General features: G+C 52.1%; 21 protein-coding genes. 13 read left to right on the forward strand and 8 right to left on the reverse strand.

The features are described from left to right. Position 1 precedes the first annotated feature (1 nt). The 5 genes from VGN67_RS23625 to VGN67_RS23640 form a co-directional block, all read right to left on the reverse strand. Positions 2–523 (reverse strand): DUF2975 domain-containing protein, encoded by a 522-nt coding sequence (locus VGN67_RS23625; RefSeq protein WP_327489864.1) that lies wholly within the window; start codon positions 521–523, stop codon positions 2–4. 201 nt (positions 524–724) lie between these two features. Beyond that, on the reverse strand, positions 725–1,609 hold the full coding sequence (locus VGN67_RS23630) for a fructosamine kinase family protein (protein ID WP_327489866.1): 885 nt from the start codon (positions 1,607–1,609) through the stop codon (positions 725–727). Next, positions 1,542–1,862 (reverse strand): DUF5615 family PIN-like protein, encoded by a 321-nt coding sequence (locus VGN67_RS24605; protein WP_414717363.1) that lies wholly within the window; start codon positions 1,860–1,862, stop codon positions 1,542–1,544. Before VGN67_RS24605 ends, VGN67_RS23630 begins: the two co-directional genes overlap by 68 nt. 111 nt (positions 1,863–1,973) lie before the next feature. After that, a complete protein-coding gene (locus VGN67_RS24610) occupies positions 1,974–2,327 on the reverse strand; it encodes a DUF433 domain-containing protein (RefSeq protein ID WP_327489869.1) in 354 nt (117 codons plus the stop codon). A gap of 36 nt (positions 2,328–2,363) precedes the next feature. Continuing rightward, positions 2,364–2,807 (reverse strand): hypothetical protein, encoded by a 444-nt coding sequence (locus VGN67_RS23640; protein ID WP_327489871.1) that lies wholly within the window; start codon positions 2,805–2,807, stop codon positions 2,364–2,366. Between the two features lie 354 nt (positions 2,808–3,161). On the opposite strand from VGN67_RS23640, the gene VGN67_RS23645 reads away from it, so the two are divergent. The 6 genes from VGN67_RS23645 to VGN67_RS23670 all read left to right on the forward strand — a co-directional run bounded on the left by VGN67_RS23645 (position 3,162) and on the right by VGN67_RS23670 (position 11,369). After that, positions 3,162–4,463: a T9SS type A sorting domain-containing protein gene (locus VGN67_RS23645; protein WP_327489873.1), complete on the forward strand. Its 1,302-nt coding sequence runs from the start codon at positions 3,162–3,164 to the stop codon at positions 4,461–4,463. A gap of 27 nt (positions 4,464–4,490) precedes the next feature. After that, positions 4,491–5,726 (forward strand): serine hydrolase domain-containing protein, encoded by a 1,236-nt coding sequence (locus VGN67_RS23650; RefSeq protein ID WP_327489875.1) that lies wholly within the window; start codon positions 4,491–4,493, stop codon positions 5,724–5,726. Between the two features lie 60 nt (positions 5,727–5,786). Further along, positions 5,787–7,781 (forward strand): NADH-quinone oxidoreductase subunit L, encoded by a 1,995-nt coding sequence (locus VGN67_RS23655; protein WP_327489877.1) that lies wholly within the window; start codon positions 5,787–5,789, stop codon positions 7,779–7,781. A gap of 49 nt (positions 7,782–7,830) precedes the next feature. After that, positions 7,831–9,501 carry an NADH-quinone oxidoreductase subunit M gene (locus tag VGN67_RS23660; protein WP_327489879.1) on the forward strand — a complete coding sequence of 557 codons (1,671 nt, stop codon included), beginning with the start codon at positions 7,831–7,833 and terminating at the stop codon, positions 9,499–9,501. Positions 9,502–9,628: 127 nt separating this feature from the next. After that, positions 9,629–10,540, forward strand: coding sequence for a prohibitin family protein (locus tag VGN67_RS23665; RefSeq protein ID WP_327489881.1), 912 nt, complete (start codon positions 9,629–9,631; stop codon positions 10,538–10,540). Positions 10,541–10,655: 115 nt separating this feature from the next. Then, entirely contained in the window at positions 10,656–11,369 is a 714-nt protein-coding gene (locus tag VGN67_RS23670; RefSeq protein WP_327489883.1) for an ATP-binding cassette domain-containing protein, read from the forward strand. A gap of 55 nt (positions 11,370–11,424) precedes the next feature. Here the strand turns inward: VGN67_RS23670 and VGN67_RS23675 are convergent, their stop codons facing one another. Both VGN67_RS23675 and aroB read right to left on the reverse strand, forming a co-directional pair. After that, positions 11,425–11,997, reverse strand: coding sequence for a DUF4136 domain-containing protein (locus VGN67_RS23675; protein WP_327489885.1), 573 nt, complete (start codon positions 11,995–11,997; stop codon positions 11,425–11,427). 95 nt (positions 11,998–12,092) lie between these two features. Beyond that, a complete protein-coding gene (gene aroB / locus VGN67_RS23680) occupies positions 12,093–13,127 on the reverse strand; it encodes a 3-dehydroquinate synthase (protein ID WP_327489887.1) in 1,035 nt (344 codons plus the stop codon). Between the two features lie 184 nt (positions 13,128–13,311). Here aroB and VGN67_RS23685 point away from each other — a divergent pair, with 184 nt between their 5' ends. Both VGN67_RS23685 and VGN67_RS23690 read left to right on the forward strand, forming a co-directional pair. Beyond that, the gene (locus VGN67_RS23685; RefSeq protein ID WP_327489889.1) at positions 13,312–14,022 is read left to right on the forward strand and encodes a TIGR04283 family arsenosugar biosynthesis glycosyltransferase; all 711 of its coding nucleotides are present in this window, start codon (positions 13,312–13,314) and stop codon (positions 14,020–14,022) included. A 66-nt stretch (positions 14,023–14,088) separates the two neighbouring features. Next, complete coding sequence (locus tag VGN67_RS23690) at positions 14,089–15,144, forward strand: VOC family protein (RefSeq protein ID WP_327489891.1); 1,056 nt, start codon at positions 14,089–14,091, stop codon at positions 15,142–15,144. A gap of 44 nt (positions 15,145–15,188) precedes the next feature. Here VGN67_RS23690 and VGN67_RS23695 read toward each other — a convergent pair whose 3' ends face one another. Beyond that, entirely contained in the window at positions 15,189–16,166 is a 978-nt protein-coding gene (locus tag VGN67_RS23695) for a 1-acyl-sn-glycerol-3-phosphate acyltransferase (RefSeq protein WP_327489893.1), read from the reverse strand. Between the two features lie 124 nt (positions 16,167–16,290). Here VGN67_RS23695 and VGN67_RS23700 point away from each other — a divergent pair, with 124 nt between their 5' ends. From VGN67_RS23700 to VGN67_RS23720, 5 genes are all read left to right on the forward strand, one after another. Next, entirely contained in the window at positions 16,291–16,623 is a 333-nt protein-coding gene (locus VGN67_RS23700) for an arsenosugar biosynthesis-associated peroxidase-like protein (protein WP_327489895.1), read from the forward strand. Positions 16,624–16,676: 53 nt separating this feature from the next. Then, positions 16,677–17,726, forward strand: a complete 1,050-nt coding sequence (arsS, locus tag VGN67_RS23705; RefSeq protein WP_327489897.1) for an arsenosugar biosynthesis radical SAM (seleno)protein ArsS — start codon at positions 16,677–16,679, stop codon at positions 17,724–17,726. Between the two features lie 167 nt (positions 17,727–17,893). Next, entirely contained in the window at positions 17,894–21,133 is a 3,240-nt protein-coding gene (locus VGN67_RS23710) for a DUF1553 domain-containing protein (RefSeq protein WP_327489899.1), read from the forward strand. A 93-nt stretch (positions 21,134–21,226) separates the two neighbouring features. Then, on the forward strand, positions 21,227–24,490 hold the full coding sequence (locus VGN67_RS23715) for a DUF1553 domain-containing protein (RefSeq protein WP_327489901.1): 3,264 nt from the start codon (positions 21,227–21,229) through the stop codon (positions 24,488–24,490). Between the two features lie 268 nt (positions 24,491–24,758). Further along, positions 24,759–26,231, forward strand: a complete 1,473-nt coding sequence (locus VGN67_RS23720) for a DUF1501 domain-containing protein (RefSeq protein ID WP_327489903.1) — start codon at positions 24,759–24,761, stop codon at positions 26,229–26,231. Positions 26,232–26,277: the final 46 nt, after the last annotated feature.

Here is a 26,277-nt window from a genome sequence, read left to right on the forward strand (position 1 = left end):
CTTATATAGTTAAGTCGTTTTCCTGCTGCAGCTCTACCCCCCGCCTGAATACCTGCGCAATGATGTATACAATGCCAGCCGCTAGCAGGTAAGCACCGTTGATGTTGAAGGCTATGAGGTCTTTCCCGATTTCCCCCATGGCGTTCACCACTTCGGGCATGCGCTTGTTGAGGTAGTGATTAAAGTTCATATTAATAAAACTAATGAACCATATAGAGAGCATGACGTAGCTGATGGCCAAAAGCTTATTGGCCACGGTAATTGTGAATGGGCTGCTCAGATTTATCTCTGATAGCAGGTCCTTTATTTTTAGCCATAGCTGAGCATAAAGAACATGGACTGTCAATGTTGAGCTGGCAAGTAATAGAAGTACTCCTACGTGGGGGGCAGGTAGGTCAGGCAAGCTCTCGCTGAGAGAAAAAGCTATAATCATTACGGCCGCTACAGTAGCCTGGCCAATAGCTCCGATAAATACTATCCATGCTACTACCCGTAAAATGTTAAGTATTTGTTCAGTTCTCATTTTATATTGTTTTAAATGGATAAGCAAATGTAATATTTTTTATCGCTTACCAATAAAAAATATATGATTAACGGATAATAATTATTCATAAGCGATAGGTTTAGTATCTGAAAGGCCGAGTGCCTAATAGGAAGGGGATACTTCAAACCATAAATCAGAGGAGAAATTTTGTACGTAAATGAGCAGAGAAGAGAATAAGTATTAGAAGCGATCAAGTACCTTTTCCACGGCGCTGAGGTAACTCTTGCCGAACAGATTGACGTGTACCAGCAGGGGGTACAGGTTATAAATAGAGATGCGCTCCTCAAAGCCTTTCTCCATCGGAAATACTTCGTAGTAAGCTTCATAAAAAGCCGGTTCAAAACCGCCAAAGAGGAAAGTAAAGGCAATTTCGGCTTCACGCAGACCATAATGCGTAGCAGGATCTACAAGGGCTACGTACCCATGATGGTCCACGATGACATTGCCCGACCAGAGGTCGCCATGTACCAGGGCCGGACGCTCGCGTGGCAGCAGGTCGGGCAGGGCTTTGTACAAGGTTTGAAACTTGTCGTGGAGTTTGTGCGAAATCAGGTTGTTATAGAGGGCCAATCCGGCCTGAGGTTTGAGCCGGTGCTCTATGAAGAACTCAATGCCATCATTACTAAGACTGTTGCCTTGAGGAAGGGAACCTATGTAGTTGTCGAAGGATAAGCCGAAGCTTTTTTGCGTGTGAGAGTGAAGAATAGCCAAAGACTCTCCGAAACCTTCCCAATAGTTGTGCTGGCGGTAAGCCGCCTGAATAAATTCAAGTATCAGGTAAGACTTGTTACTCCGGCTACCGTACCCGATTACCTCCGGTACTGTCAGGACTTCCGCATCGCGCAGTACTTTCAGGCTCATAGATTCCGCCCTGAACATATCTTCTTTATCGGCAGTATTCCACTTCACGAAGTATGAGCCTTCCGACGTAGTAAGCTGCACCGACATATTAATGCTTCCTCCCGATACCAGCCGCACATCGAGCAGTTTAGGGGCGCTACCGAAGGTTTCGTAAAGTACCCCTTCCAGAAATTGTACTTCTTCGTCGCCGGTATGCATGGACATTTAATGAAGGTTGATTGAATTCTAAACAGCCTACATCTTCAAATTCCTGGGAATCTAAATAGTCTTTTATTCTCTCAGTATTCTGCTCAAAGAAGCGAATGAATTCCTGCCGGGTCATGTTGCCAAACCGCAGCCATATTATTTTGGGTGGAAAGCCTCTGATTACTTGTAACTCATAGAAATCTGCATCAAAGGTAATAATAGTGTAGTTATTGCGCTTTGCAAATCCCCAAATTTCATATGTCTTCTGCATCCTGTAGGCCAACAAACTGTATATGAGTCAGTTCAGGTAAGATATCCTGTAAGTTGCGTACTAGCCGGTAGGAAATGTTCTGGTCTTACAGCAATTTCATAAGAGTTTCAACTAAGCGACCCGTAGATTATGCTCCCGCTCGGCAGCATAGGCCAGGCAGGCGTTGATATCCTCTTCAGTCAACTCAGGGAAATCCTCTATAATATCGGCTTTGGTCATCCCTTTGGATAACCAGGCTAGTACATCATATACACTTATTCGAGTATCCCGAACACAAGGGCGACCAAACCTCTTTTCTGGATTTATCCTTATTAATTCTTTATAATTCACCATATATGTACTCTTTGATTGACTAAATATACTCAAATGATTGAATTGTTGTTTATCATCAAAGGTTTTGGAGCAACACGCAAAAAAGCCGGATAAGCTATAGTCGGGACTAAAAATGCAGTGCAGAGAGTCCATATTTAGCAGCAGAATCCATACAGCAAAGCTTGGATCTTAATTTAACCAAAGATTAAAAGGGAGTGTATATTTTACTCTAACTGGTTTGCCATTAGAATAGCCGGGTGTCCAATCAAGTAAACTTTCGAAAACCCTTTTGGTCTCCGCTGCTATATCCTCCTTTGCTTTTATTTTTAACGTCTCGTCAGCTCTCTTTCTATAAAATTTCATTCTTTCAAAGTCAAGAGAATCAACGGAAAGCTTTCCATCCCACTCAATTATAAACTTTACTTTAACAGTACCTTGATATTGCGTTTTGAGTGCTGAATCAGGATACTTAAAGTTTTCACTAATGTACTTAAAGAGCGCTTTATAACCGCCAGGATATTCCGGCTGTACTTCATGTACGGTAAGGGCAGAATCTACTTTTGTAACCTGGGCCATAGTAGAAGTACCTAATATGCTAAAAAGGGAACTAATAAGGAGTAGTAGCTTATTCATATAGGAGAAGAGGGCTTATAATTTTGAAAAAATACTAAAAAAGCGCTGATAACACCAACGGGGCTACCAACGCTTTTTTAATTATATCAGATTATCACCTACCCCAACCGCACCAGCGCTTCCCTGATGGTCGCGATCTTGGCTTCGGCCTGCGCTCGGGTACCTAATCGATGGTCGGCCACTAGAAAACCGTCATTTAGCGACTGCGTCAGTAGTTTCCATTAGGGGTATTTATTACTCCGCGGATAAAATTGATAAAAATGGTTCTATGAAGTCTATTTCTCATAACTATCTTTGTAAAGCAGAGTTATATCAGTAGCTTACCTTTTGACCAATGCAAAAGCGGACCCCAATATGCGACACCTATACCACACCTATATCCGGACACTGTACTTAGCTGGTATCTTCAGTTTAGCCCTGACGGCGGTTTCTGCCCAGACTACTTATTTCGAGCAGAACTTTTTTGGTGCCGGGCCTTTTACCTCCCGAACGCCCAACTTTGCTCAGTTTGATACTATATACGTTCAGAACGGGGCCACGCTCAGATTACCCCCTAATCAGGGATACGTAGAGTTTGAACGTACAAGTACCTCTGGTTCGGGTAGTGGCCGTATTGTTCGCTCCACGGACTTTACCCCTGCCCCTACTACCATGTACTATCAGGTTAGGGTTAATGTTCCGCGCGCCAGTTCTCTTACGAGTAGTGTAGCTACCTTTAATGTAGGTCACAACTTAAGCCCTTCCGACAATTCGGTACCGAATGACAACAATATTTTCGCAAAGTTTTCAATTAACTTTTTAGGGGATAATAACTATCTATTTAGAAGAACCGGGACCAACGCGGTAAACAGCGGTACCTATAGCGGCTCAGTACTTATTACCTGGGTTTTGAATAACCTTAATACACCGCTTCTCTATTTGACTCCTACGGGTGTACAGGATATTTTAAATCCAAAATCGTTTGATCTCTGGATAAATGGTACCCGCTTTTTACGGAATTCACCCCGTGTTTCAGGCAGTGAAGTACCCCTGACGGATATTTCATTCCGTTTTCAGGCCGGAGATGGTATTATACAACTCACCGACTTCCTGATTCGTGATGTGGACGGGATTTTGCCGGTTGACCTGGTCTCTTTCCGGGCTCAGCCCACCGGCGGTAAGGTAGAACTGGCCTGGGAAACCGCCTGGGAGCGCAACAGCAAAGAGTTTATCGTACAGCGTAGCTCCGATTTGAAAGAGTTTAACGACATTGGCCGGATCAACGCCGCCGGTGATGCCCAAAGCCGCAATCAGTATTCTTTTGTGGACGAGAGCCCCCTGACCGGCGTAAACTACTACCGCCTGCGACAGGTTGATAACGACGGTACGTTTGAGTACTCAAAAGTAGTCGATGCCCTGGTACGTCCTGATACCCCCATGGTACTGGTAAGTCCCAATCCGGCTTCCTCGCAGCTGATCCGGCTGCGTGCCTATAGTACGGATATTTCCTCGCTGCGACTGACTAATCTGCTGGGCCAGGAAATCTCTTTCCGCGCCCACAGTCAGGGCGGCGATGTGGTGGAACTTCTGCCCAATCACCCACTTCCAAGCGGCCTGTACCTGCTATCACTCGATCAGGATGGGTACAGGCAACATACTAAAGTACTCGTACGTTAGGAGTTGTGTAACTGTACGAATACATTTGTGACTATTCCTTATTGGACCAATAGCCGCGTGATGAAGCAAATGCGATGGGTAGTTTGGGTTGCCCTGGCTATACTTTTCTTTTCCTGCGAACAGAAAGGCCAGCAAAAAAAAGTAAATAAAAAGAGTAAGTCTCTTACCGAATGCCTGGGTAGTCCGCTTACGGCGGAGCAGGATGCGGCCATACGGCGGCAGATCAATGCGGAAGCCAAGGTTGCCCAAATTCAAGAAATATTCCGAAAAAAACGCCTGGCAGGTTTTAACGGAAATGTCCTGGTGGCTCAGAAAGGGGTAATCCTGTACCAGAAATCGTTTGGCTACGCCCACCTGCGCGACAGGGACTCACTGAACAACCAGCATTCTTTTCAGCTGGCTTCCCTCTCCAAGCCTTTTACGGCAGTAGCCATACTGAAGCTACAGGAGGCCGGTAAACTTAGCCTGGAAGACACCATTCAACGCTTTTTTCCGGATTTTCCCTACAAAGGTATTCGACTCAGCTCGCTGCTGAGCCACCGCAGCGGCCTGCCCAACTACGCCTATTCGTTTATGGACAGCGTACGGCACGGGCGCAAGTACCCTTCCAACTTTGAGGTGATGCGGTGGTTTGCGACGGTAAAACCTACTCCCCAGCGCTACAATATACCGGACCGTTCTTTTAGTTACAGCAACACCAACTTTCTGGTGCTGGCGGCTATTGTGGAGAAAGTATCCGGCATGGCTTTTGGCGACTACCTGCAGAAACATATCTTCGAACCGCTGAGAATGCGGCATACCTTTTTGATTACCAAATCGGCGGATTCGACCCAGCGAAGGACGGTAGGGCACCAGTTTGGACGTGTTATTCCCAAAGACTACTACGACAATATAGTTGGTGATAAGGGTATATATTCAACTACCGAAGACCTTTACCACTTTTATAAGGGCCTTCATGGGGGCTGCCTGATCAGCAAACGCACGCTCAGAGAAGCTTTTATCCCGCGTAGCTTCGAGAAAAAAGGGATGAAGAACTACGGCTATGGATTTCGGCTGCACCTCGACGAGCAGGAGGAGACGCGCTATATTTACCACACTGGCTGGTGGAAAGGCTACAATACCATGATGTGGATGAGCCCGGAAGATGACTTTGTTATTATTATGCTAAGCAACTCCTACAACCGGACGGTGTACGAAGTAAAAAGCCTGCTGGATGTTCTGCACGGTGAGGCCCAGTCCGACGATGTTGAGAAAGACATCTGAGTAGGTTTGAAATAGGCGCCGAATTAAGGATATTTGCCGAGCCAACTGCGAACCTGTTTCATGCCTACCTCCTATACATTAAGTACCCTGCTGCTTCTGGGACTACCCTTGCTGACCTTTATCGGGTTATGGGCCGGGGGGCGCCGTGTCAACGATTGGGCTGGGGTAGTGGCTACTGCTGCAACTGCGGCCGGACTGGTAGTAAGTATCCTGTACGCCGACCCCACTGGTATACATACCCTTAGTTTCAACTGGATACGGCTGGGCACCTTTACCCTGAACCTACCCGTACGGTTTGATGCGCTGACCTGGTTGATGTTGTTGCTGGTTCACTTTGTGGCTCTGCTTGTCCAGGTCTACTCCACCGCTTACCTCAGCCACGAGCGCAGCCTGTATCGTTACTTTGCCTTCCTGCAGCTGTTCCTCTTTTCCATGATAGGGATTATCCTGTCGGGTGGTTTGCTGGCCATGTATATATTCTGGGAATTGGTGGGCCTTTCGTCTTACCTGCTCATCGGGTTTTGGTACCAGCGGCCCCGGGCTGTCTGGGCCGCGAAAAAAGCCTTTGTCCTCAACCGTATCGGTGACGCTGCCTTTCTGGTTGGTATACTATTACTCATTTACCATGCCGGTACTACCGACTTCGACTCTCTGCCTCAGCTGGTAGCCAGCCTTCCCCTTAGCCTGCAGACAACCATCGGCCTTTGTCTCTTCGGCGGTTGCGTTGGAAAGTCGGCCCAGTTTCCGCTATCGGCCTGGCTACCGGATGCCATGGAAGGCCCTACGCCGGTTTCGGCCCTTATTCACGCCGCTACTATGGTGGCCGCCGGAATATTTCTATTGGCCCGGATTGCTTTTCTGCTTACTCCCACCGCTCAGCTTGTTATTATAGCGGTAGGTACCATTACCATGCTGCACGGGGCCGTGAGGGCTACGCAGGCCTGGGATATTAAAAGGGTTCTGGCCTATTCTACTATTTCACAGCTGGGGCTGATGGTACTGGCCGTGGGGCTGGGAAGCTGGCAAATAGCCTTATTTCACCTGACTACTCATGCCTTTTTTAAGGCGGGGCTGTTCCTGTCGGCGGGTTCGGTGATTCATGCGATAACGCCGACTGATGCAACTACCCCTGACTTTGACCCGCAGCACATGCGAAACATGGGGGGGCTTCAGAAGGTACTTCCCATTACCTTCGTTTGCTTTGTAGTTTGTGCGGCGGCTCTGGCGGGTTTGCCTTTCTTTTCGGGATTTTTATCCAAAGACGCCATCTTTCTGCGGGCTTTTGCCTGGGCCAGCCGGCAAGGTACCGTGGCTTATCTTATTCCGGTACTGGCCGTGGTGGCTGCCGGATTTACCGCTTACTACATGACACGTCAGGTATGGCTGGTGTTTATGGGTAAGCCGCGCTATTCAGAGAACTCCGCTGTCTACCCGCACGAGTCACCGGCTACCATGTGGGTACCTATGGCGTTACTGGCGGCGCTTTCTCTCTTTATATGGTTTTCGTTGAATCCTTTTGATGCCGACGCGGGCTGGTTTATTTCCCGTTTTAGTTCGTATACCGAAAACCACTCCTTAGGTATCCCTTTGCTTTCCATTGCGGTTACTACCGTTGGTTTCTTTACGGCCTACCGGCAGGCTACTTCCAAAGCCGGGTTTTCGTACGGAACTACCTACATCTGGAAAGAGCGATGGACCAGCTTTACCAGAAACCTGCGGCTGAAGCCCAGGCTGCTGGCCGGGTACAACGACGAAAAAGCCCAATACGAGTTTTTTCTGGTACCGCTGCTGGGGATAGGCCGCTTTTTGTACAAAATAGAAATGCGGCTGGTGGATGCCCTGGTGGATACCCTGGGGCAGACCACGGTGGTAGTAGCCCATATGGTAGCCTGGTTTGACAGGAACATTACCGACGGTGGCGTGCATTTGACTGTCCTGACTACCCGTTCGGCGGGGCAGGTGGTGCGCCTGTTTCAGAACGGAAAAATACAATCTTACTTTGTCGTAACTATGGTGGGGGTGTTCCTGCTGTTACTGTGGATATGGGTAGTTTGAAATAACAGATTCGGTAAAAGCTACTTAAACCTATTTGATTAAGTTTACTATGAGTGAATATTTACTCACCTTATTGATAGCTGTTCCGCTGGTGGGAGCGGTGCTGGCCGTACTTTGGCCTTCTCATCGCGCTCACGATTTACGTACCCTTACGGTTGGCACGCTGGTTGTGGAGCTGCTGCTGGGGGGGCTGGTGTATAGTACTTTTGTTCCCGCCGATTCGGGCTATCAGCTCGCTGAGGCCGTGGACTGGATTACGCTTCCGCTGGGGTCATTAGGTACTGTTTCTATTGATTACGCCCTGGGCGTGGATGGCATCAGTATGCCCCTGGTGCTACTGGCGGTGCTGGTACTGCTGGTAGGGGCGGTAAGTTCGTGGGAAATGGATAAAAACCCCCGGGCGTACTTCCCGCTGTACCTGTTGCTGAGTGGGAGTGTAATTGGCTGTTTTCTGGCGAAGGACCTCTTCCTGTTTTACCTCTTCTTCGAGTTCATGCTGCTGCCCATGTACTTCCTGATTGGCTTGTGGGGCGGCCCCCGGCGCGAATACGCCGCTATTAAGTTTTTCGTCTATACATTTCTGGGTTCGCTGCTGATCCTGCTCGTCATGATTGGCTTGTACCTGTCGGTAATAGACCCCATCGAAACGGTGGTGGCCGCCGGGCTGGCTTCGGACGTAGGCTCGGTCACCTCCGACCACCTCTTTCAGCTCCGGGAGCTGTTGGCTACGGGCCGGATCGCTTCCGTTAGTCTGGTGCATACGTTCCGGTTTGAGTACCTGGCCGATGCGGCCAACTACCTCCCACAGGCGCTTTTGAGCCCTGACTCCAGCTTTTCTCTCTTCGGGCTGCCCATTCGCCTCCTGGCTTTCTGGCTGCTCTTTGCCGGCTTTGCCGTTAAACTCCCCGTAGTACCCGTGCATACCTGGCTACCCGACGCCCACGTCGAGGCACCTACTCCCGTGTCGGTAGTACTGGCGGGTATCCTGCTCAAAATTGGCGGCTATGGCTTTATCCGGATTGTGGATGGTTTCTTTCCCGCCGAAGCCCTGCACAGTGCCGTACCGCTGGCCGTTTTGGGAATGATATCCATTGTGTACGGTGGCTTCAACGCGCTGGCTCAGTACGACCTCAAAAAGATGATAGCCTACTCGTCGGTGTCGCACATGGGCTTTGTACTGTTGGGAATAGCCTCCCTGACTCCCGAGGGGATCAACGGCGCTATTTACCAGATGGTAAGCCACGGGATACTTTCGGCCATGCTGTTCCTGCTGGCGGGGGTTATTTATGACCGCACCCACGACCGCCGCATTGATCACTACCGCGGGCTTATCGGGCCCATGCCCCGCTATACAGTACTTACGGGCGTTGCTTTTTTTGCCTCCCTGGGGCTTCCGGGCTTTTCGGGTTTTATTGGGGAGCTGTTTACGCTTATGGGCGCCTTCCGCGCCGGTACGCTGCCGGTCTGGATTCCGGCCCTGTCGACCCTGGGTATAGTACTGGCCGCCGCTTACTTTCTCTGGACGCTGCAGCGTATGTACTTTGGCCCGTTGTGGTACCGGCATGATCAGCAGCTTTCCCTGCTTTCAGATTTAACCAAAAGAGAAATAGGCTTACTGCTACCACTCGCGCTGCTGGCGTTCCTGCTGGGTATTCTGCCGGGGCTGCTTTTTGATATTTCCGGACCTACCGTAGAAGCCTGGCTGGAAAATCTTTTGTAGAAAAGTACCATTTCTATTCTCTTTTAGAACACTGCTCTGCTTCCTGTTCCTGAACAAACCGGGCCAAAAGTCCGGTTTGTTCCGTATATTCACCGACTTAGTTAACCCTTCTAAACTCTTATCTGATATGTTTTTAATAGTAGTTGGTATCATTCTGGTCATTGCGGGTTTTGCGATAGACACTCCGGCGCTGACCTTGTCGCGGTACGCCCGGCCCATAAAAATAACCGGTATTATAGTGGCACTGGCCGGGGCGCTGACGGCCAGCATCCGGCAGATTGATGCCGGTACTATCGGCGTGCAGTCTTTATTCGGAAAAGTGAATAAAAACATTTTACCCAATGGCCTGAACGTCGTGAACCCACTGGTAGAAGTAATGGTGTTTGATACCAAAACCCAGAATTACACCATGTCAGCCGCCAATTCGGAAGGGGAGATTTCGGGTGATGATGCCATACGGGTGCTTTCGTCGGATGGTCTCGAGGTGGTTATTGATTTAACGGTACTTTACCGGATAGTACCCACCGAAGCTCCCAATATCTACCAGCAGATTGGAAGCGACTACAAAGACAAGATTGTGCGGCCCGTTACCCGAACCCGCATTCGCGATAACGCGGTTTACTATGATGCCGTGTCGTTGTACTCCCGCAAGCGCGACGAGTTTCAGGACCGGATTTATAAAGCCATTGACAAGGACTTCAAAGACCGCGGGCTGGCCCTGGAGCAGCTCCTGATTCGTAATATTAATTTGCCCGAATCCGTTAAGAAAACAATTGAGTCAAAAATCAACGCGGAACAGGACGCCCAGAAAATGGAATTTGTTTTGCAGAAAGAGCGTCAGGAAGCCGAACGCAAGCGCGTAGAAGCCAAAGGTATCTCCGACTACCAGCAGATTATTGCGAGCAGCCTGACGGACCGGCAGCTTCAGTACGAGATGATCAACGCGCAGAAGGCCCTGGCCGAATCGTCCAATGCCAAAATTGTAATCCTGGGCGGAGGAAACAAAGGAGGAGTACCTTTTATCCTGAATGATAAATAAAAAACGGAGCAGGACATACCTGTTTATACCGTAAAAAACGCGCTTTGGAACCGGCTAAGTACCTTTGATTTAACGAAGCTGATACCTGACTGCCCACTACCTAATACCTATTTGAATGTCTATTCTGGTTTCTAAACTTACCAAGCAGTACGGAGCGCAGCGGGCCGTTGACGGAATAAGCTTTGAGCTTCGTCCCGGTGAAATAGTTGGGTTTCTGGGTCCCAACGGGGCTGGCAAATCCACTACCATGAAAATTCTGACGGGCTACCTGACCCCCACCGAAGGCGAGGCCCAGGTGGCAGGTCACGATGTAGTGGGTAACCCTATGCCCGCCCGGCGCACCATCGGGTACCTGCCGGAGCATAATCCGTTGTACTTGGATATGTACGTGCGCGAGTTCCTGCTCTTTGTGGGGGAGTTGTACGGTATGAAAAAAGCTACTCTTTCGGCCCGTGTAGATGAGGTTATTCAACTATGCGGTCTGGATTTGGAAAAACACAAGAAAATCGGGCAGCTTTCCAAGGGGTACCGCCAGCGCGTAGGACTGGCGCAGGCCCTGCTGCACGACCCCGCCGTGCTGATTCTGGATGAACCTACTACGGGTCTGGACCCCAACCAGATTCTGGAAATACGGAACCTGATCCGGACGGCGGGCCGGGACAAAACCGTGCTGTTTTCGACCCATATCATGCAGGAAGTGGAAGCTCTCTGCGACCGGGTTATCATTATTAACCACGGTCGCATTGTAGCGGATAGTCCACTGAGTACCCTGCGGCAACGGGGCGAGTCGCTGGAAGAAATATTCCGGGTCCTGACCTCTGCTCCCTGAGCACAAAAAAGCCCGCTGAAAAACCAGCGGGCTTTTTTATGCCTTAGTAAATATTTTATCTTCCAATATCTTCAGCGTACCTGCGGGGGTCATAGCCTTTGGCAAACAAAGGGTACTGGTCAAATATCCGGCGGACTACACTGCGGTAGTAGTTGTTAGGATTGGTCTCTCCTCCTTTCAGGATTCCGGAAGCATAACCCCTCCATACTACCTGATCACTTTCCGCATCAATCAGGGATACAATTAAAGTACCCTTGTCCAGCGCATATTTGATTGGCTCATACCGGAAGCCGTCATTTTCGGTATCTACCCAGTTTTTAATAACCGGCTGCATATAGCCCTGGTAGCGCAGGTTGTCGTAAAAGATACCGTAGTTTACCAACAGCGTTGGCTTGTCGGCGGTTAGTTTGTACCCACGCGCCTGCATCTGGCGCCGGATGGCCTCGTATATTTCAGTACATAGATTGTTCGTATCACGCTCACACTCTAAAAAAGTATAAGTGGAGTAATCCTTGAAATTTGTTTCGTAGCTGTAGTCATGTTCCACAAAAACTTTACGATTTAACGAACAACCCGCTATGACCAGAGCAAACAAAGCAACAGTAAGCAGTGCAACATATTTTATCATACTATCAATTAAGTTTAGGAATGGAACATAAAAAAGGAAATATAGAATATTAAAAGTTAAGAATCAATAGCTTATACCGCCTATTGCGTTGCTGACTACCCGGCATAGTACTCAAGGGCACGGCGCATATCGGCGGAACTCACAGGGACATCAAACGCGCAGCTTCCAATCCCGTCTAATAAAGAAAATCTGATTTCTCTTCCCCGGTTTTTTTTGTCTTGCCGGGTCAACTCAATGATAGTACCTATATCATCTGATTGTATTAAAACCTTGCCAAATATTGAAAAGATAAACTCCTCGATCTGTTCAAGTGTTTGACGATCAATCATCTTTTTTCGGTGAGCCAGGTACCCTTCGGTGATCATGCCGACGGCGATGGCCTCTCCGTGCAGCAGTCGCTGGCCTTTGGGCTTACCCAGAAAGTGCGTTTCAACGGCATGGCCCAGGGTATGGCCGAAGTTCAGGATCTTGCGCAGTCCTTTTTCGGTGGGGTCCTGCTCTACTACATTCTTTTTTACTTCGACCGAATGCGCAATCAGATCGGGCCAGTTTTGCTCGTCAAGTTCCTTGTGTCGTATTTCTTCCCACTTGGCCGCATCGGCAATAAGACAGTGTTTTATTATTTCGGCAAAGCCGGAGCGAATTTCGCGGGGGGGGAGGGTTTGTAGAAAAATAGGGTCAATAAGGACAATACGAGGCAGATTGAACACACCTAAGTGATTTTTAAATCCCTGAAAGTCAATGCCAAGCTTTCCGCCAACGCTGGCGTCGACCTGCGACAGCAGCGTAGTGGGAATTTGTACGAAATCAATTCCCCGCTTGTATACCGCCGCACAGAAGCCTCCCATATCACCAATTACCCCGCCGCCTACGTTCAGCACCAGCGCGTACCGGTCCAGTTCGGCTTTGGTCATGGTATCCCAGATCTGCTCGCAGGTAGCCAGATTCTTATGGGCTTCTCCGTTAGGTACCGTCACCAGCGTATGCGCAGGCAGCAGTGGCTTCACCAGGGGGTAGCAATGACGCCGGGTTTGGATATCGGCTATAACAACTATCTTTGAGTAATCGGTCTTTTTAAAAAAATCGGGTAAACTTTCCGTAACAGGAGCTATTTGAACTTGGTTATTCATAGTTGTAGACAAAACCGTGAAACAAAAGGAGAATCAAATATACGATGTCGGGTAAGAAATAGGTTACTGGTGCTGGCCGTACGTATGGTTTTTCTGTATTTTCCCGTTCACAACCAGATACAACTTCCCGGAAGTGTGGCAGTTATTTTATTCTTAACCTATCTATTGACCCAAATACCCTTCTATGCGAATAAGCGTAATTATTCCTACCTACAACGAGGAGGAGAATATCAGCCGCCTGGTGGCTGACCTCTCGCGTTATGGAGGTGAAAGTATAGCAGAGATTATTGTAGCCGATGCGCCTAGTACCGATCGTACGCGGGAGCTGGCGCAGCAGGCCGGGGCGCAGGTGGTGGTCTCGCCCCGGCCCGGGCGGGCCGCTCAGATGAACGCGGGTGTCCGGCTGGCCACTGGCGATACCCTGTACTTTGTCCACGCCGACGTGCGGGTTCATCCGGACTATGTCCAGGACATCAGACAGGCCCTGGAAGAAGGCTACCAGCTGGGGTGCTACCGCTACCAGTTTGATGCGGATAAACCCGCTATTCTTAAATTCAACGCCTACTGTACCCGTTTTGACCGGATCTGGTGCCGGGGAGGCGACCAGACGCTGTTTATTCCTAAAGCCCTGTTTGAACAACTGGACGGGTACCGCGAAGACCACTGCGTCATGGAAGACTACGAGTTTATCCGGCGGGCCCGGCGGCAGTACCGCTTCAAGATTATACCCAAAAATGTTATCGTTTCGGCCCGGAAGTACGACCACAACAGCTACCTGCGCGTAAATGTGGCTAATACTGTTGTTTTTATTGGGTACTTTTCGGGCGTCCGGCCGGAAAAATTAGTCCGTCTTTATAAATCAATCATCCAAACCGAAAAATACGGCGTACAATAGAAGTAGGGAAGCCGTACATTTGACCTACCCACCTATAATCATCAATCTATTTCTATTGACGCTCCTATGACTGCTCCTTATATAACCGGTATACAACAAGTAGGTCTTGGTGTTACCGATGTGGCCCAGGCCTGGCAGTGGTACCGACGGGTGCTTGGCTTTGACGTACCAGTTTTTGACGACTACTCCGAAGCCCGGCTGATGACACAGTACACAGGTGAGCAGGTACACAGCCGCCGTGCCCTCATGGCTCTGAACATGGCCGGCGGCGGCGGCCTGGAAATATGGCAGTTTACCAGCCGTGCTCCTCAGTCCTGTACCTTCCAGCCCCAACCCGGCGATCTGGGTATCTATGCCATCCGGTTTAAAGCCCCTGATGCCAAAAGCGCCCATGAATGGGTCCGGCAGCAGCCCCAGGCGCAGGTATCGGCCTTTGGTAGTTTGCCCGAAGGAGAAGGTTTCTGGGGGAAAGATCCTTTTGGAAATATATTTCAGGTGGCCGAAGACTCGTCCTGGTTTCATAAGAACGGTCAGCCTACCGGTGGGGTAGCGGGGGTGGTTATCGGGGTTTCGGATATAGAACCGTCGGTTCAGTTTTACAAAGCCCTGCTGGAACCCTGCGAGCTGGTGTATGACCAAACCGGTACCTTCGACGACATGCCCGCTTCGGTAGCAGATCAGCGCTTTCGGCGGGTACTGCTTCGCAAGGGCGTGAGTAAGCAGGGAGCCTTCAGTCAGTTGTTGGGTAATGTGCAGGTGGAACTGATACAAGCCCTGGACCGGCAGCCCCAGCGCCTCTTTACCAACCGCTACTGGGGCGACTGCGGTTATATTCACGTATGTTTTGACACGCTGAATATGGATAGCCTGAAAAAAATGCTCACCGGCAAGGGGTATCCGTTTACCGTAGACAGCGAAAATTCTTTCGGGATGGAAACCGCCGCCGGCCGGTTTGCCTACGTCGAAGACCCGGATGGTACCCTTATTGAGCTGGTAGAAACGCATAAGTTACCTATCCTGAAAAAAGTAGGCTGGTACCTGGACCTCCAGAAAAGAAAACACCAGAAACCCCTGCCCAACTGGATGCTTCGTATGATGAGCCTGAGCCGCGTCCGCGACTAGGTGTCCCCGACTAGGCGTCCCCGACTAGGCGTCCCCGACAAGACTCAGCGATATTGATTTCCCGCCCAGGCCAGGAGCGGAAGCCCCGTTAGTACCACAAGGCCCCATTGAACACCAGCCCCAAAGCTGACCAACAGGGAAAGGAGCAGGACCAGTACCGGATAAAGGTACAACAGCAAACCAAAGAGTACGGAGTCGTAAAATACGGTACCCCTGGTGCGCGCGGCTACTCGCCCGGACAGGTACCTGTATAGCGGGCGGTGAATGGCCCGGCCTACACTACCCAAAAACCGGGTGAAAGGAGAAGCGGCGGGCACGGGGCAGTCGGTCAGATAGGTACTTAGGGCCTGAGCCTGTTCGTGGGCAGGTAGTCCGGGGGGTACTTCCAGCATTGTCTGCCTGATTCGGTCGGCCAGCAGGTCGTTAAATTCCCGCAGCCATTTCTCATAATCGGCCGGATCGGTGGTTAGTTGGGTAGCGTGCATAGGTTCACCAAACTGGACCTTTACCCGCTTTCCCGCGCCCTGATAATGCTCGTAGGTAAGCCCAACGGGTACCACCGCCAGCCGGGGTAAATTTTCCGGTCCGTACCAGGCCTGGTAGGCCAGGCGGGCGGTACCTTTTCCCAGGGGGCGCAGCCGCCATTCATTAACACACAGCCCTTCGGCAAAGATCAGCACGGCCTCGTCCGACTGCATCACCCGCAGACTTTCCTGAAAGGTATCCGTATTATTTTTTACGTATTGTCGGCCTTCCGACCCCCGGAAAACCGGAATAAGGTAGATCTGCCGCAGCCAGTAAGCGATTTTGGGTTTACGAAAAACATCGCCCCGGGTCAGGGTATGAATGGGCTGCGGCAACACGGCCCCAATGACGACGGCGTCAAAGAAAGAGTCGGGGTGGTTAGACGCCAGCAGCACCGGCCCGCGCGCAGGTACGGCTGGTTTGTTGATCAGGCACAGCCGCCGGAAAAAGAGCGGTAAAGCCAGCCTGACGAGGAAACGGGTAAAATGATAGAACAAGTGGAGGAGAATTAACTTTAACTACAAATGATCAAACTAAATGAATTTAACGTATGTTTAGAAGCTACTGGCCCGTACTGTTAACCTATTGAAAATAAAACATTAACCATTCAAACCCCACTTTATGAAGCCCTATTACAATGCCGAAGACCTCAAAAAGTTTGGTAACATTAGTGAATTTCAGGAAAACCTCGCTAAAAAATTCTTTGACTACTACGGCAATGTATTTGCCGAAGGCGCTCTGACCGCCCGCGAAAAATCCCTGATTGCCCTGGCGGTGTCGCATACGGTACAGTGCCCGTATTGTATTGATGCCTATACCGTAGATACCATGGAAAAAGGTTGCTCAGAGCAGGAAATGATGGAGGCCGTACACGTAGCGGCGGCCATTCGGGGGGGCGCTACCCTGGTACACGGTGTACAAATGATGAACAAAGCGAAGGAGTTATCCATGTGACTTTGAAGTAATTCGCAGTACAGTCACCCAATATCTCCTCCTAAACTAAGTATATGAAAAGTTTACACGCCTTAAAACACGATTTAGCCAGTACTTCCAATCAGCTTGACTTGCTCGAAGAGGGCGTTCGCGATCGGCTTGGCCTTCCCATGTTTCAGCAGAAAATGGAGCAGGCCGACCTCTTCCCGCTGCTTGCTACTGGCGTTGAAATATTACAAATCAACGTTGGCAAAATGTGCAACCAGGTCTGTAAGCACTGCCACGTGGATGCCGGTCCCGACCGCAAGGAAATTATGACCCGCGAAACCATGGAGCAGTGCCTGGCGGCGCTGGCCAATTCGGATATTCCTACGGTTGACCTCACGGGCGGCGCTCCCGAAATGAACCCCCACTTCCGGTGGTTTGTGGAAGAATGCCACAAGCTGGGCAAGCACGTGATTGTTCGCTGCAACCTGACTATTATCGTAGCCAACCCCAAGTACCACGACCTGCCCGTATTCTACCGCGATCACGGCGTGGAAGTAGTGAGTTCACTGCCTTTTTATAATGCCGATAAAACCGACCGCCAGCGCGGTACCGGAGTTTTTAAAGACTCAATAAAAGCGCTGAAAATGCTTAATGAGGTTGGTTACGGGAAAGAAGGTACCGGTCTTACTCTGAATCTGGTGTATAATCCGGCGGGGGCTTTTTTGCCTGGCTCGCAGGAAGGGTTGAAGCGCCAGTTTAAGCGGGTACTTAAGGATGAATTTGACATTGAGTTCAATGACCTCTTTGCCATTACCAACATACCCGTAAGCCGTTACCTCGACTACCTGTTTTCGTCGGGCAATTTTGACGCGTACATGGAAAAACTCGTGAACGCTTTTAATCCGGTTGCTGCCCGCGGGGTAATGTGCCGCAATACGATTTCGGTCAGTTGGGACGGGTACCTGTTCGACTGCGACTTTAATCAGATGCTGGAACTTCCCCTGGAAGAACGGATGCCGCAGCACATTAGCCTTTTCAACGCCGAAGCGCTTAACAACCGCAATATTGTCCTCCACCAGCACTGCTACGGTTGTACCGCCGGAGCGGGTTCCAGCTGTGGTGGTACTACCGCCTGAGGGGAGCCACTGCGGCTGTACGCGCTTCGCCTTATTACCTTTTACTAAGACGCTCCACTCCGGGCGTCTTTTTTATATTCTTCAATGATACTTTTGAACTATATTACTTAAATTGCTAAGCGTAGAAGGTATTTCTATTCTTTCAAATCTTTAAAACTTACTCCGCAATGGTTTGCTGGTACAGGGTACTTGTGGCGCTTGGTATAGGTAGCTGTCTTTTGTCCTCCTGCGGGGATGAGGTAGAGCTGCCTCAGGACGTAGCGCAGGCCATGGGGCAGGTACCCGACCAGGTCGACTACACCTACCACGTCAAGCCCATCCTCTCCGACCGCTGCTTTGCCTGCCACGGCCCCGACCAAAGCAAGCAGAAAGCGGGCCTGCGGCTGGATATAGCCGAAGCCGCTCTGGACAAGGTGGGTGAAAGCGGACGTAGGGTGATCGCCCCCCGCCGCCCCGGCAGCAGCGAACTGGTGCACCGCATTCTGTCGCAGGACCCCGAGCTGGTCATGCCTTCACCGGACTCGCACCTTAGCCTTACGGCCAAAGAAAAAGCCACGCTCATCCGCTGGATCCAACAGGGGGCTGAGTTTAAGCCGCACTGGGCCTTTACCAAAATAGAAAAACCAGAGCTGCCCAAGGTAAAGAATGAGGAGTGGGTCAAAAATGGGATTGACAATTTTATCCTGCACCAGCTCGAAGAGCAGAAACTTTTCCCCGCACCCGAAGCCGACAAGACTACGCTGCTGCGGCGGGTGCACATGGATCTGACGGGCCTGCCGCCTACGCCCCAACAGGTGGATGAATTCCTGAAAGACACTTCGCCTACTGCCTACGAGAAGGTAGTGGACCGGCTGCTGGCTTCACCCCACTACGGGGAGCACATGGCCGCTCCCTGGCTGGATGCCGCCCGCTACGCCGACACCCACGGCTACCAGCTGGATGTCATGCGTACGGCCTGGCCCTGGCGCGACTGGGTCATCCGGGCTTACAACCAGAACCTGCCCTACGACCAGTTTGTGACGTGGCAGCTGGCGGGGGACCTGCTCCCCCGGCCCACGCAGCAGCAATTGGTCGCCACGGCTTTTAACCGGCTGCATCCGCAGAATCAGGAAGGCGGCATTGTGGAGGAGGAGTACCGGACGGAGTACGTGGCCGACCGGGTAGGTACCTTCGGGAAAGTTTTCCTGGGCATGACGGTAGAGTGTGCCCGCTGCCACGACCACAAGTACGACCCCATCAGCCAGAAAGACTACTACTCACTCTTTGCGTTTTTTAATAATATCAACGAAGCCGGACAGGTACCTTACCACGGCGAATCCAGCCCGACGGTGATTTTGACCAATCTCGAAACGGAAAAGAAACTGGCGGAGCTGAGAAAACAGATCAACTCGCTGGAGCAGGAAATAGCCCCTACCCATCCGGCCGTGCAACAACGCTTTAAGAAATGGGTAGAGCAGGTACAGGCTAATCCGGCCCAGGTACCCAAACCCGTTGGCCTGATTGGTAGCTATTCATTTGACGAAGACAGCCTCACGACCTTCCCGAATAAGGCAAACGCCAAACTGCCGGCCACCGTAACGGGCGACCGGGAAAAGCTGCCGCGCATAGTACCAGGCAAATTTGGCAAAGGGCGCGCGGTGAACGGAGAAGGAAACATTGACCTGGGGAAAGACCTCGCCTACTTCGATACCCATGATCCTTTTTCGGTGAGTCTGTGGATCAATCTGCGTAAGGCGGGAATCCGCGGGCCAATCTTCGCCCGCTCCAACGGACTCGACAACGGCGACCGGGGCTACGAATGCCTGATGAATCCGGACGGTACCCTCAGCCTGCACCTGACCCACAACTACCCCGACAACGCCATTGACCTGCAAACCATCCAGAAAATCCCGCTCAACCAGTGGGTACACCTCAGCGTTACCTACGACGGCTCCGGCTCCGCCCAACGTACCCATATCTACCTCAATGGCAAGCCCGCCGCCGTGCGGGTACGGGCCGATGGTCTGAAAAAAAGCATGATCTACGGGCCCGGCAGGACCAACGGCTTCGGGATTACCCTGCCTTTCATGATCGGGGCTAAGTTCCGGGATTCGATGGCGGATTTCTGGGTGGATGAGCTTCAGCTATACAACCGCTCCCTGACGGCGCTCGAAGTAAAAAGCCTGACTACCCGGCAACCCATTTTGAAGAAAAAGCCAAACGGCCCGGCTCAACCGGGGCTGGTGGAGTACTTTCTGGCCACGGCCGACCCGGTGGCGGCGCGGGTACGTGAGCAGGTACATACGCTCCGGACGCAGGAAACGGCCCTCTACGACGCCTGTGAGGAAGTGATGATCATGAAAGAAATGCCTGCGCCCAAGCCGGCCTTTATCCTTAACCGCGGTGCCTACGACGCGCCCGGCGCAAAAGTACAGCGTGACACGCCGGACCAGTTTTTCAAGATACCGAAGGAGTACCCGCGCAACCGGCTGGGGCTGGCCCGGTGGCTCCTGCACGAAGAACACCCGCTCTTCGCCCGCGTCACCGTCAACCGCTTCTGGCAGCAGTACTTTGGGCAGGGGCTGGTGGCCTCCACCGACGACTTCGGCAACCAGGGCGATTTGCCCACCCACCCGCAGCTACTGGACTGGCTCGCGGTCAGCTTCCGGGAGATGAAGTGGGACATGAAAGCCTTTCAGAAGATGATCGTACTATCAAGTACCTACCGGCAGTCCTCGCGCACCGACCAGCAGCTGCGCGAGCTGGACCCCGATAACCGCCTCTACGCCCGTGGCCCCAACTACCGCCTGAGCGCCGAGCAGATCCGCGACAATGCCTTAGCGGCCAGCGGGCTACTGGTACCTACGCTGGGCGGACAAAGCGTACACCCTTACCAACCCAAAGGTGTATGGGAAGCCCTGGCGGCTTCGGTTTCGTCACCTCCCTACCCGCAGGACAGCGGCAGTAAGCTGTACCGGCGCAGCCTGTATACCATCTGGAAGCGTACTGCGCCGCACCCGTCCATGATTATTTTTGACGTACCCGAGCGGCACGCCTGTATTGTGAAGCGGCAGAAGACAAGTACCCCCCTACAGGCGCTGGTCACGCTCAATGATCCGCAGTACGTGGAGGCCGCTCGGGTACTGGCGCAAAGGCTGTTAGGTACTTCCGGCGATATTTCTGCTCAGATCACCCTGGCCTGCAAAGCCGTTCTGAGCCGTCCGCCCCGCCCTAATGAACTAACTTTGCTAAAAAATCTTTATGAGGAAGAATATAAGGAATTTTTGAAGGCCCCGGCGCGAGCCGCTGCCCTGATAAAAACCGGAGAATATACGCCTTCCCGTACCAGCAGCCCTTCTCAACTGGCGGCGCTGTCGGTGGTGTGCAGTACCATTATGAATCTGGATGAAGCCGTGACGAAGCGATAACCGCGTAGAGATTTTCTTTTCAGTCTTTTTTGGTTAAATTACTGTGTTTTGCTCCTTTTAAATATCTGATTTAGTAAAAATAAAATGCCTGTGATGAGCCGCCCCTGGGTAAAAATTATTACTGTTTTGAGCCTGAGTAGCTGGCTGCTGGCCTCCTGCGGGGAAAAGGTAGAGCTGCCCGAGGAAGTAGCGCAGGCCATGGGGCAGGTACCCGATCAGGTCGATTACACCTACCACGTCAAGCCCATCCTCTCCGACCGCTGCTTTGCCTGCCACGGCCCCGACCAAAGCAAGCAGAAGGCGGGCCTCCGACTGGATGTAGCCGAAGCCGCTCTGGATAAAAAAGGCGAGAGCGGGCGCGTTGCTATTTCTCCGGGCCATCCCGGCGGTAGCGAACTGGTGCACCGCATCCTGAGTACCGATCCCGAGCTGATCATGCCTTCACCGGACTCGCACCTTAGCCTTACGGCCAAAGAAAAGGCGACGCTCATCCGCTGGATCGAGCAGGGCGCTGAGTACAAGCCACACTGGGCCTTTACCAAAATAGAAAAACCGCAGCTACCCAAAGTAAAGCAGGAAAAGTGGGTCAGGAATGGGATTGACTACTTTATTCTGAATAAACTGGAAGAGCAGCAGCTGGCTCCCGCACCCGAGGCCGACAAGACGACCCTGCTCAGAAGGGTACACATGGACCTGACGGGCCTGCCGCCCAGCCCTAAGCAGGTGGATGAATTTATAAAAGATACCTCACCCAATGCCTACGAAAAGGTAGTAGACCGGCTGCTGGCTTCGCCGCACTACGGGGAGCACATGGCGGCGCCCTGGCTGGATGCCGCCCGCTACGCCGACACCCACGGCTACCAGGACGACGGCATGCGTACTTCTTGGCCCTACCGCGACTGGGTGATCAACGCCTACAACCAGAACCTGCCCTACGACCAGTTCGTGACCTGGCAGCTGGCCGGGGATATGTTACCCAAACCCAGCCGGGAACAGCTCCTGGCGACCGCCTTTAACCGGATGCACCAGCAGAGCCAGGAGGGAGGTATAGTACCCGAAGAGTACCGGACGGAGTACGTAGCCGACCGGGTGGGTACCTTTGGGAAAGTGTTTTTGGGGATGACGGTGGAGTGCGCCCGCTGCCACGACCACAAGTACGACCCCATCAGCCAGAAAGACTTCTTCTCACTCTACGCTTTCTTTAATAATAACAACGAAAACGGACAGATCCCTTACAACGGGGAAGCTAGTCCGAGCATGACGATACCTACCCCCGAAGCCGAGGCCAAACTGAAATTTATACGTACTTCACTTTCTACCGAAAAAGAGCAACTCTATAACAGTGCCCCCGCCTACCGGCAACGCTTCCAGCAGTGGCTGCGCCAGGCCGAAGCCCAACCCGACTCGGCAGTGGTACCGGCCACGCAGGACCTGATCGGCCACTTTACCTTTGACGAGCCTGCGGGTACCAAATTTCAGAATCAGGTTAATCCGGAACATACCGCCCGGGCCGAGGGCGATTCGGCCATTTCGGCCACGGCTTCCCGTCCGGGCCGCTTCGGGAAAGCCCGGTTTATGTCCGGCCCCAACTCCGTCAATTTCGGGAAAGATTTTGCTTTTTTTGAGCGGCACCAGCCGTTCAGCGTCAGTATCTGGCTAAATCTGCGCGATGCTTCCATCAATGGTTCTCTTTTTCATAAGTCCAATGGGGTGTTCAATGGCTACCGGGGCTGGAATATGTTCCGGCTGCCGGACGGCCGCCTGCGCCTGTTTATTAGCCATATCTGGCCCGAAGATGCCATTGAGCTGCAGACGGTGGACAAATTCCCCCTTAATAAATGGACGCAGCTGGCCTTTACCTACGACGGGCTCAGCAAAGCCAGCGGGGTACGTATCTACGTAGATGGCAAACCGGTGCGGGTGGTGGTACATAATGACAACCTGACCCAGAGCCTGCTCTACGGCAAAAACAAGTCGAACTGGTACGTGGATAACCTCATGATCGGGCGGCTTTCGGACCAATTTACCAAAGACTTTGAGGTAGACGAGATGAAAATATACGCCCGCTCCCTAACGGATCTGGAAATGCGGGGCCTCTACACGCAGCGTAACGAAGTTTTAGCCACACTGAAGGTACCTTCCGCCAAACGAAATAAGTACCAGACCGCCCTGCTGCTAAAGTACTATTTGACGCATTTTGACAAGTCCTACCAGGAAAAGCTGGCGGCGAGCCGACAACTAATCTGTGAAGAAACCGAGCTGTTGAATTCGCAGATTGATGTGATGGTGATGAAGGAGCGCAAGTTTCCCCGCAAGACTTTTATCCTGAAACGCGGTGCCTACGACGCCCCGGATAAAGAAGTAACGGCCGATACGCCGGACCAGTTTTTCAAGATACCGAAGGAGTACCCGCGCAACCGGCTGGGGCTGGCGCGCTGGCTCCTGCACGAAGACCACCCGCTCTTCGCCCGCGTCACCGTCAACCGTTTCTGGCAGCAGTACTTCGGGCAAGGATTAGTAACTTCTACTGATGACTTCGGCAACCAGGGCGATTTGCCTACGCACCCCCAACTGCTGGACTGGCTTGCGGCCAGCTTCCGGGAAATGAAGTGGGACCAGAAAGCCTTTCAGAAGATGATCGTTATGTCAAGTACCTACCGGCAGTCCTCGCGCACCGACCAGCAGCTGCGCGAGCTGGACCCCGACAACCGCCTCTACGCCCGTGGCCCCAGCTACCGTATGAGCGCCGAGCAGATCCGGGATAATGCCTTAGCAGCCAGCGGGCTACTGGTACCTACGCTGGGCGGACAAAGCATGCGCCCCTACCAACCCGAAGGGTTATGGGAGGCCCTGGCTACCCGAAATCTGGTACAGTACAACCAGCACCACGGCGACAGCCTGTACCGTCGCAGCCTGTATACCATCATGAAGCGCAGTTCCCCCCCGCCCATGATGCTGAACTTTGATGCCTCGGAGCGGCACTTTTGTATCGTGAAGCGGCAAAAGACAAGTACCCCGCTGCAGGCGCTGGTGACCATGAACGACCCGCAGTTTGTAGAGGCTTCGCGCGTACTGGCCGAGCAGATGGTACGACACGGTAAAACACCCGACGAACGCATCATCTACGCCTATAAAGCCCTGACCAGCCGATTACCGCGCCCCAGTGAGCTGGCCCTGCTCAAGCAGCTTTACGCCGAAGAGTACCAGGACTTCCAGAAAAACAAAGGACGGGCGCAGCAGCTGTTGCGTGTAGGTGAATACAGCCGGGATAAAAGCTTGGACCCGGTGGAGCTGGCTACCAGTACCATCGTTGCCAGTACCTTAATGAACTTTGACGAATTCGTGATAAAGAGATAAGTACCTTTGATTGTCGATTGTCGAACGCGGATTGTCGAGTTAGAATTTATTTAAACGCGGAGGTAAGGAGAGTTTTGCGCGGAGTTGCGCTAAGCCCCAAATCTATTTTTAAGATCTCTTTCAGTAAAAACCAAAAGCCCTGGAAGGGCGACACTTTAGTAGTAACACAAGGCAGAATAAAAGCATGGCTAGCCCCAGCGGGGCGACATTTTAACATTAATTAAAAGAAGCTAACGCCTAACTAGCTAACCTCTAACAGCTACTCCTTATGAGCTTTTATAAAGAACTTGAAAATCACGTCCACGAGCAGCAGAGCCGCCGTAATTTTCTGTCCCGGACCAGTCTGGGACTGGGAGCCGCGGCCATGTCGTCCCTCCTGAATGCCGACCGTTCCTTTGCCAAGAAAGGCAGCCCGCTGGCCGATGACAGTTCCCCGCTCGGGCAGCCGCACTTTGCGCCCAAAGCCAAGCGGGTCATTTACCTGTTTCAGAGCGGGGCACCTTCGCAGCTCGAGCTGTTTGACTACAAGCCCAAACTGGAACAGATGTGGGGCCAGGATCTGCCCGAATCCATCCGGCAGGGACAGCGCCTGACGGGCATGACCGCCGGACAAAGCTCCTTCCCGCTGGCGGCTTCTGCCTACAAGTTTGCGCAGTACGGCCAGAGCCAGATGTGGATCAGCGAGCTGCTGCCGCATATTTCGACCATCGCCGACGAAGCCACCTTTGTACGCTCACTACATACCGAAGCCATCAACCACGACCCCGCCGTAACCTTCTTCCAGACCGGTAGCCAGCAGGGCGGCCGCCCCTCCTGGGGCTCCTGGATCAGCTACGGGCTGGGTTCCGACAACCATAATATGCCCTCCTTTGTGGTACTGCTGTCCAAAGGGCGCGGCGGTGACCAGCCGCTCTACGCCAAGCTGTGGAGTAATGGTTTTCTGCCTTCGGTACACCAGGGCGTAGTATTCCGGTCGGGACCGGACCCGGTATTTTATCTCAGCAATCCGGATGGTATCGATAAAACCAGCCGCCGCCGTATGCTTGACTACCTGGCCAAGCTGCACCAGGACCAGTACGAGCACATCCTGGACCCGGAGATCAATTCCCGCGTAGCGCAGTACGAGATGGCCTACCGCATGCAAACTGCCGTGCCCGAAACCATGGATATTTCGCAGGAGCCTCAGTACATCTTTGATATGTACGGCGAAGAGTCGCGGCAGCCGGGTACTTTTGCCGCTAATTGCCTGCTGGCGCGTAAGCTGATTGAAAAAGACGTAAAATTTGTGCAGCTTTACCATCAGGGCTGGGACCAGCACGGTAGCCTGCCCCGGGACATCAAGACCATGGCCAAGAGTGTGGATCAGGCTTCGGCCGCTTTAATCATGGATTTGAAACAACGGGGCCTGTTGGACGAAACCCTCGTAATCTGGGGCGGTGAGTTTGGCCGGGGTTCCTACTCGCAGGGCAAGCTGACCAAAGACAACTACGGTCGCGACCACCACCCGCGCAGTTTTACCATCTGGATGGCCGGGGCGGGCGTCAAAAAGGGTTTTGTGTACGGAGAAACGGATGAGTTTGGGTATAATGTAATCAAAGACCCGGTTCATGTACATGACTTTCAGGCTACGGTCATGCACCTGCTGGGGGTTGATCACGAACGGCTCGTGTTCAAGCACCAGGGCCGCCGGTACCGGCTTACCGACGTACACGGTAAAGTGGTGAAGCCGTTGATTGCCTAACACCCATTGTTCTATACCAGGGTATTTTATTTTTCTATATTAAAAC

The sequence above is a fragment of the Telluribacter sp. genome (genome assembly GCF_035998675.1).
GTDB lineage: Bacteria > Bacteroidota > Bacteroidia > Cytophagales > Spirosomataceae > Telluribacter.

Excerpts from the sequence above, each read along its gene's own strand:
- VGN67_RS23685 (WP_327489889.1), top strand. The coding sequence starts at position 13,312 with ATGCGAATAAGCGTAATTATTCCTACCTACAACGAGGAGGAGAATATC.
- VGN67_RS24610 (WP_327489869.1), bottom strand. The coding sequence starts at position 2,327 with ATGGACTCTCTGCACTGCATTTTTAGTCCCGACTATAGCTTATCCGGC.
- VGN67_RS23715 (WP_327489901.1), top strand. The coding sequence starts at position 21,227 with ATGAGCCGCCCCTGGGTAAAAATTATTACTGTTTTGAGCCTGAGTAGC.
- VGN67_RS23670 (WP_327489883.1), top strand. The coding sequence starts at position 10,656 with ATGTCTATTCTGGTTTCTAAACTTACCAAGCAGTACGGAGCGCAGCGG.
- VGN67_RS23645 (WP_327489873.1), top strand. The coding sequence starts at position 3,162 with ATGCGACACCTATACCACACCTATATCCGGACACTGTACTTAGCTGGT.
- VGN67_RS23660 (WP_327489879.1), top strand. The coding sequence starts at position 7,831 with ATGAGTGAATATTTACTCACCTTATTGATAGCTGTTCCGCTGGTGGGA.
- aroB (WP_327489887.1), bottom strand. The coding sequence starts at position 13,127 with ATGAATAACCAAGTTCAAATAGCTCCTGTTACGGAAAGTTTACCCGAT.
- VGN67_RS23665 (WP_327489881.1), top strand. The coding sequence starts at position 9,629 with ATGTTTTTAATAGTAGTTGGTATCATTCTGGTCATTGCGGGTTTTGCG.
- VGN67_RS23630 (WP_327489866.1), bottom strand. The coding sequence starts at position 1,609 with ATGTCCATGCATACCGGCGACGAAGAAGTACAATTTCTGGAAGGGGTA.
- VGN67_RS23625 (WP_327489864.1), bottom strand. The coding sequence starts at position 523 with ATGAGAACTGAACAAATACTTAACATTTTACGGGTAGTAGCATGGATA.
- VGN67_RS23690 (WP_327489891.1), top strand. The coding sequence starts at position 14,089 with ATGACTGCTCCTTATATAACCGGTATACAACAAGTAGGTCTTGGTGTT.
- VGN67_RS23655 (WP_327489877.1), top strand. The coding sequence starts at position 5,787 with ATGCCTACCTCCTATACATTAAGTACCCTGCTGCTTCTGGGACTACCC.
- VGN67_RS23720 (WP_327489903.1), top strand. The coding sequence starts at position 24,759 with ATGAGCTTTTATAAAGAACTTGAAAATCACGTCCACGAGCAGCAGAGC.
- arsS (WP_327489897.1), top strand. The coding sequence starts at position 16,677 with ATGAAAAGTTTACACGCCTTAAAACACGATTTAGCCAGTACTTCCAAT.
- VGN67_RS24605 (WP_414717363.1), bottom strand. The coding sequence starts at position 1,862 with ATGCAGAAGACATATGAAATTTGGGGATTTGCAAAGCGCAATAACTAC.
- VGN67_RS23700 (WP_327489895.1), top strand. The coding sequence starts at position 16,291 with ATGAAGCCCTATTACAATGCCGAAGACCTCAAAAAGTTTGGTAACATT.
- VGN67_RS23640 (WP_327489871.1), bottom strand. The coding sequence starts at position 2,807 with ATGAATAAGCTACTACTCCTTATTAGTTCCCTTTTTAGCATATTAGGT.
- VGN67_RS23710 (WP_327489899.1), top strand. The coding sequence starts at position 17,894 with ATGGTTTGCTGGTACAGGGTACTTGTGGCGCTTGGTATAGGTAGCTGT.
- VGN67_RS23675 (WP_327489885.1), bottom strand. The coding sequence starts at position 11,997 with ATGATAAAATATGTTGCACTGCTTACTGTTGCTTTGTTTGCTCTGGTC.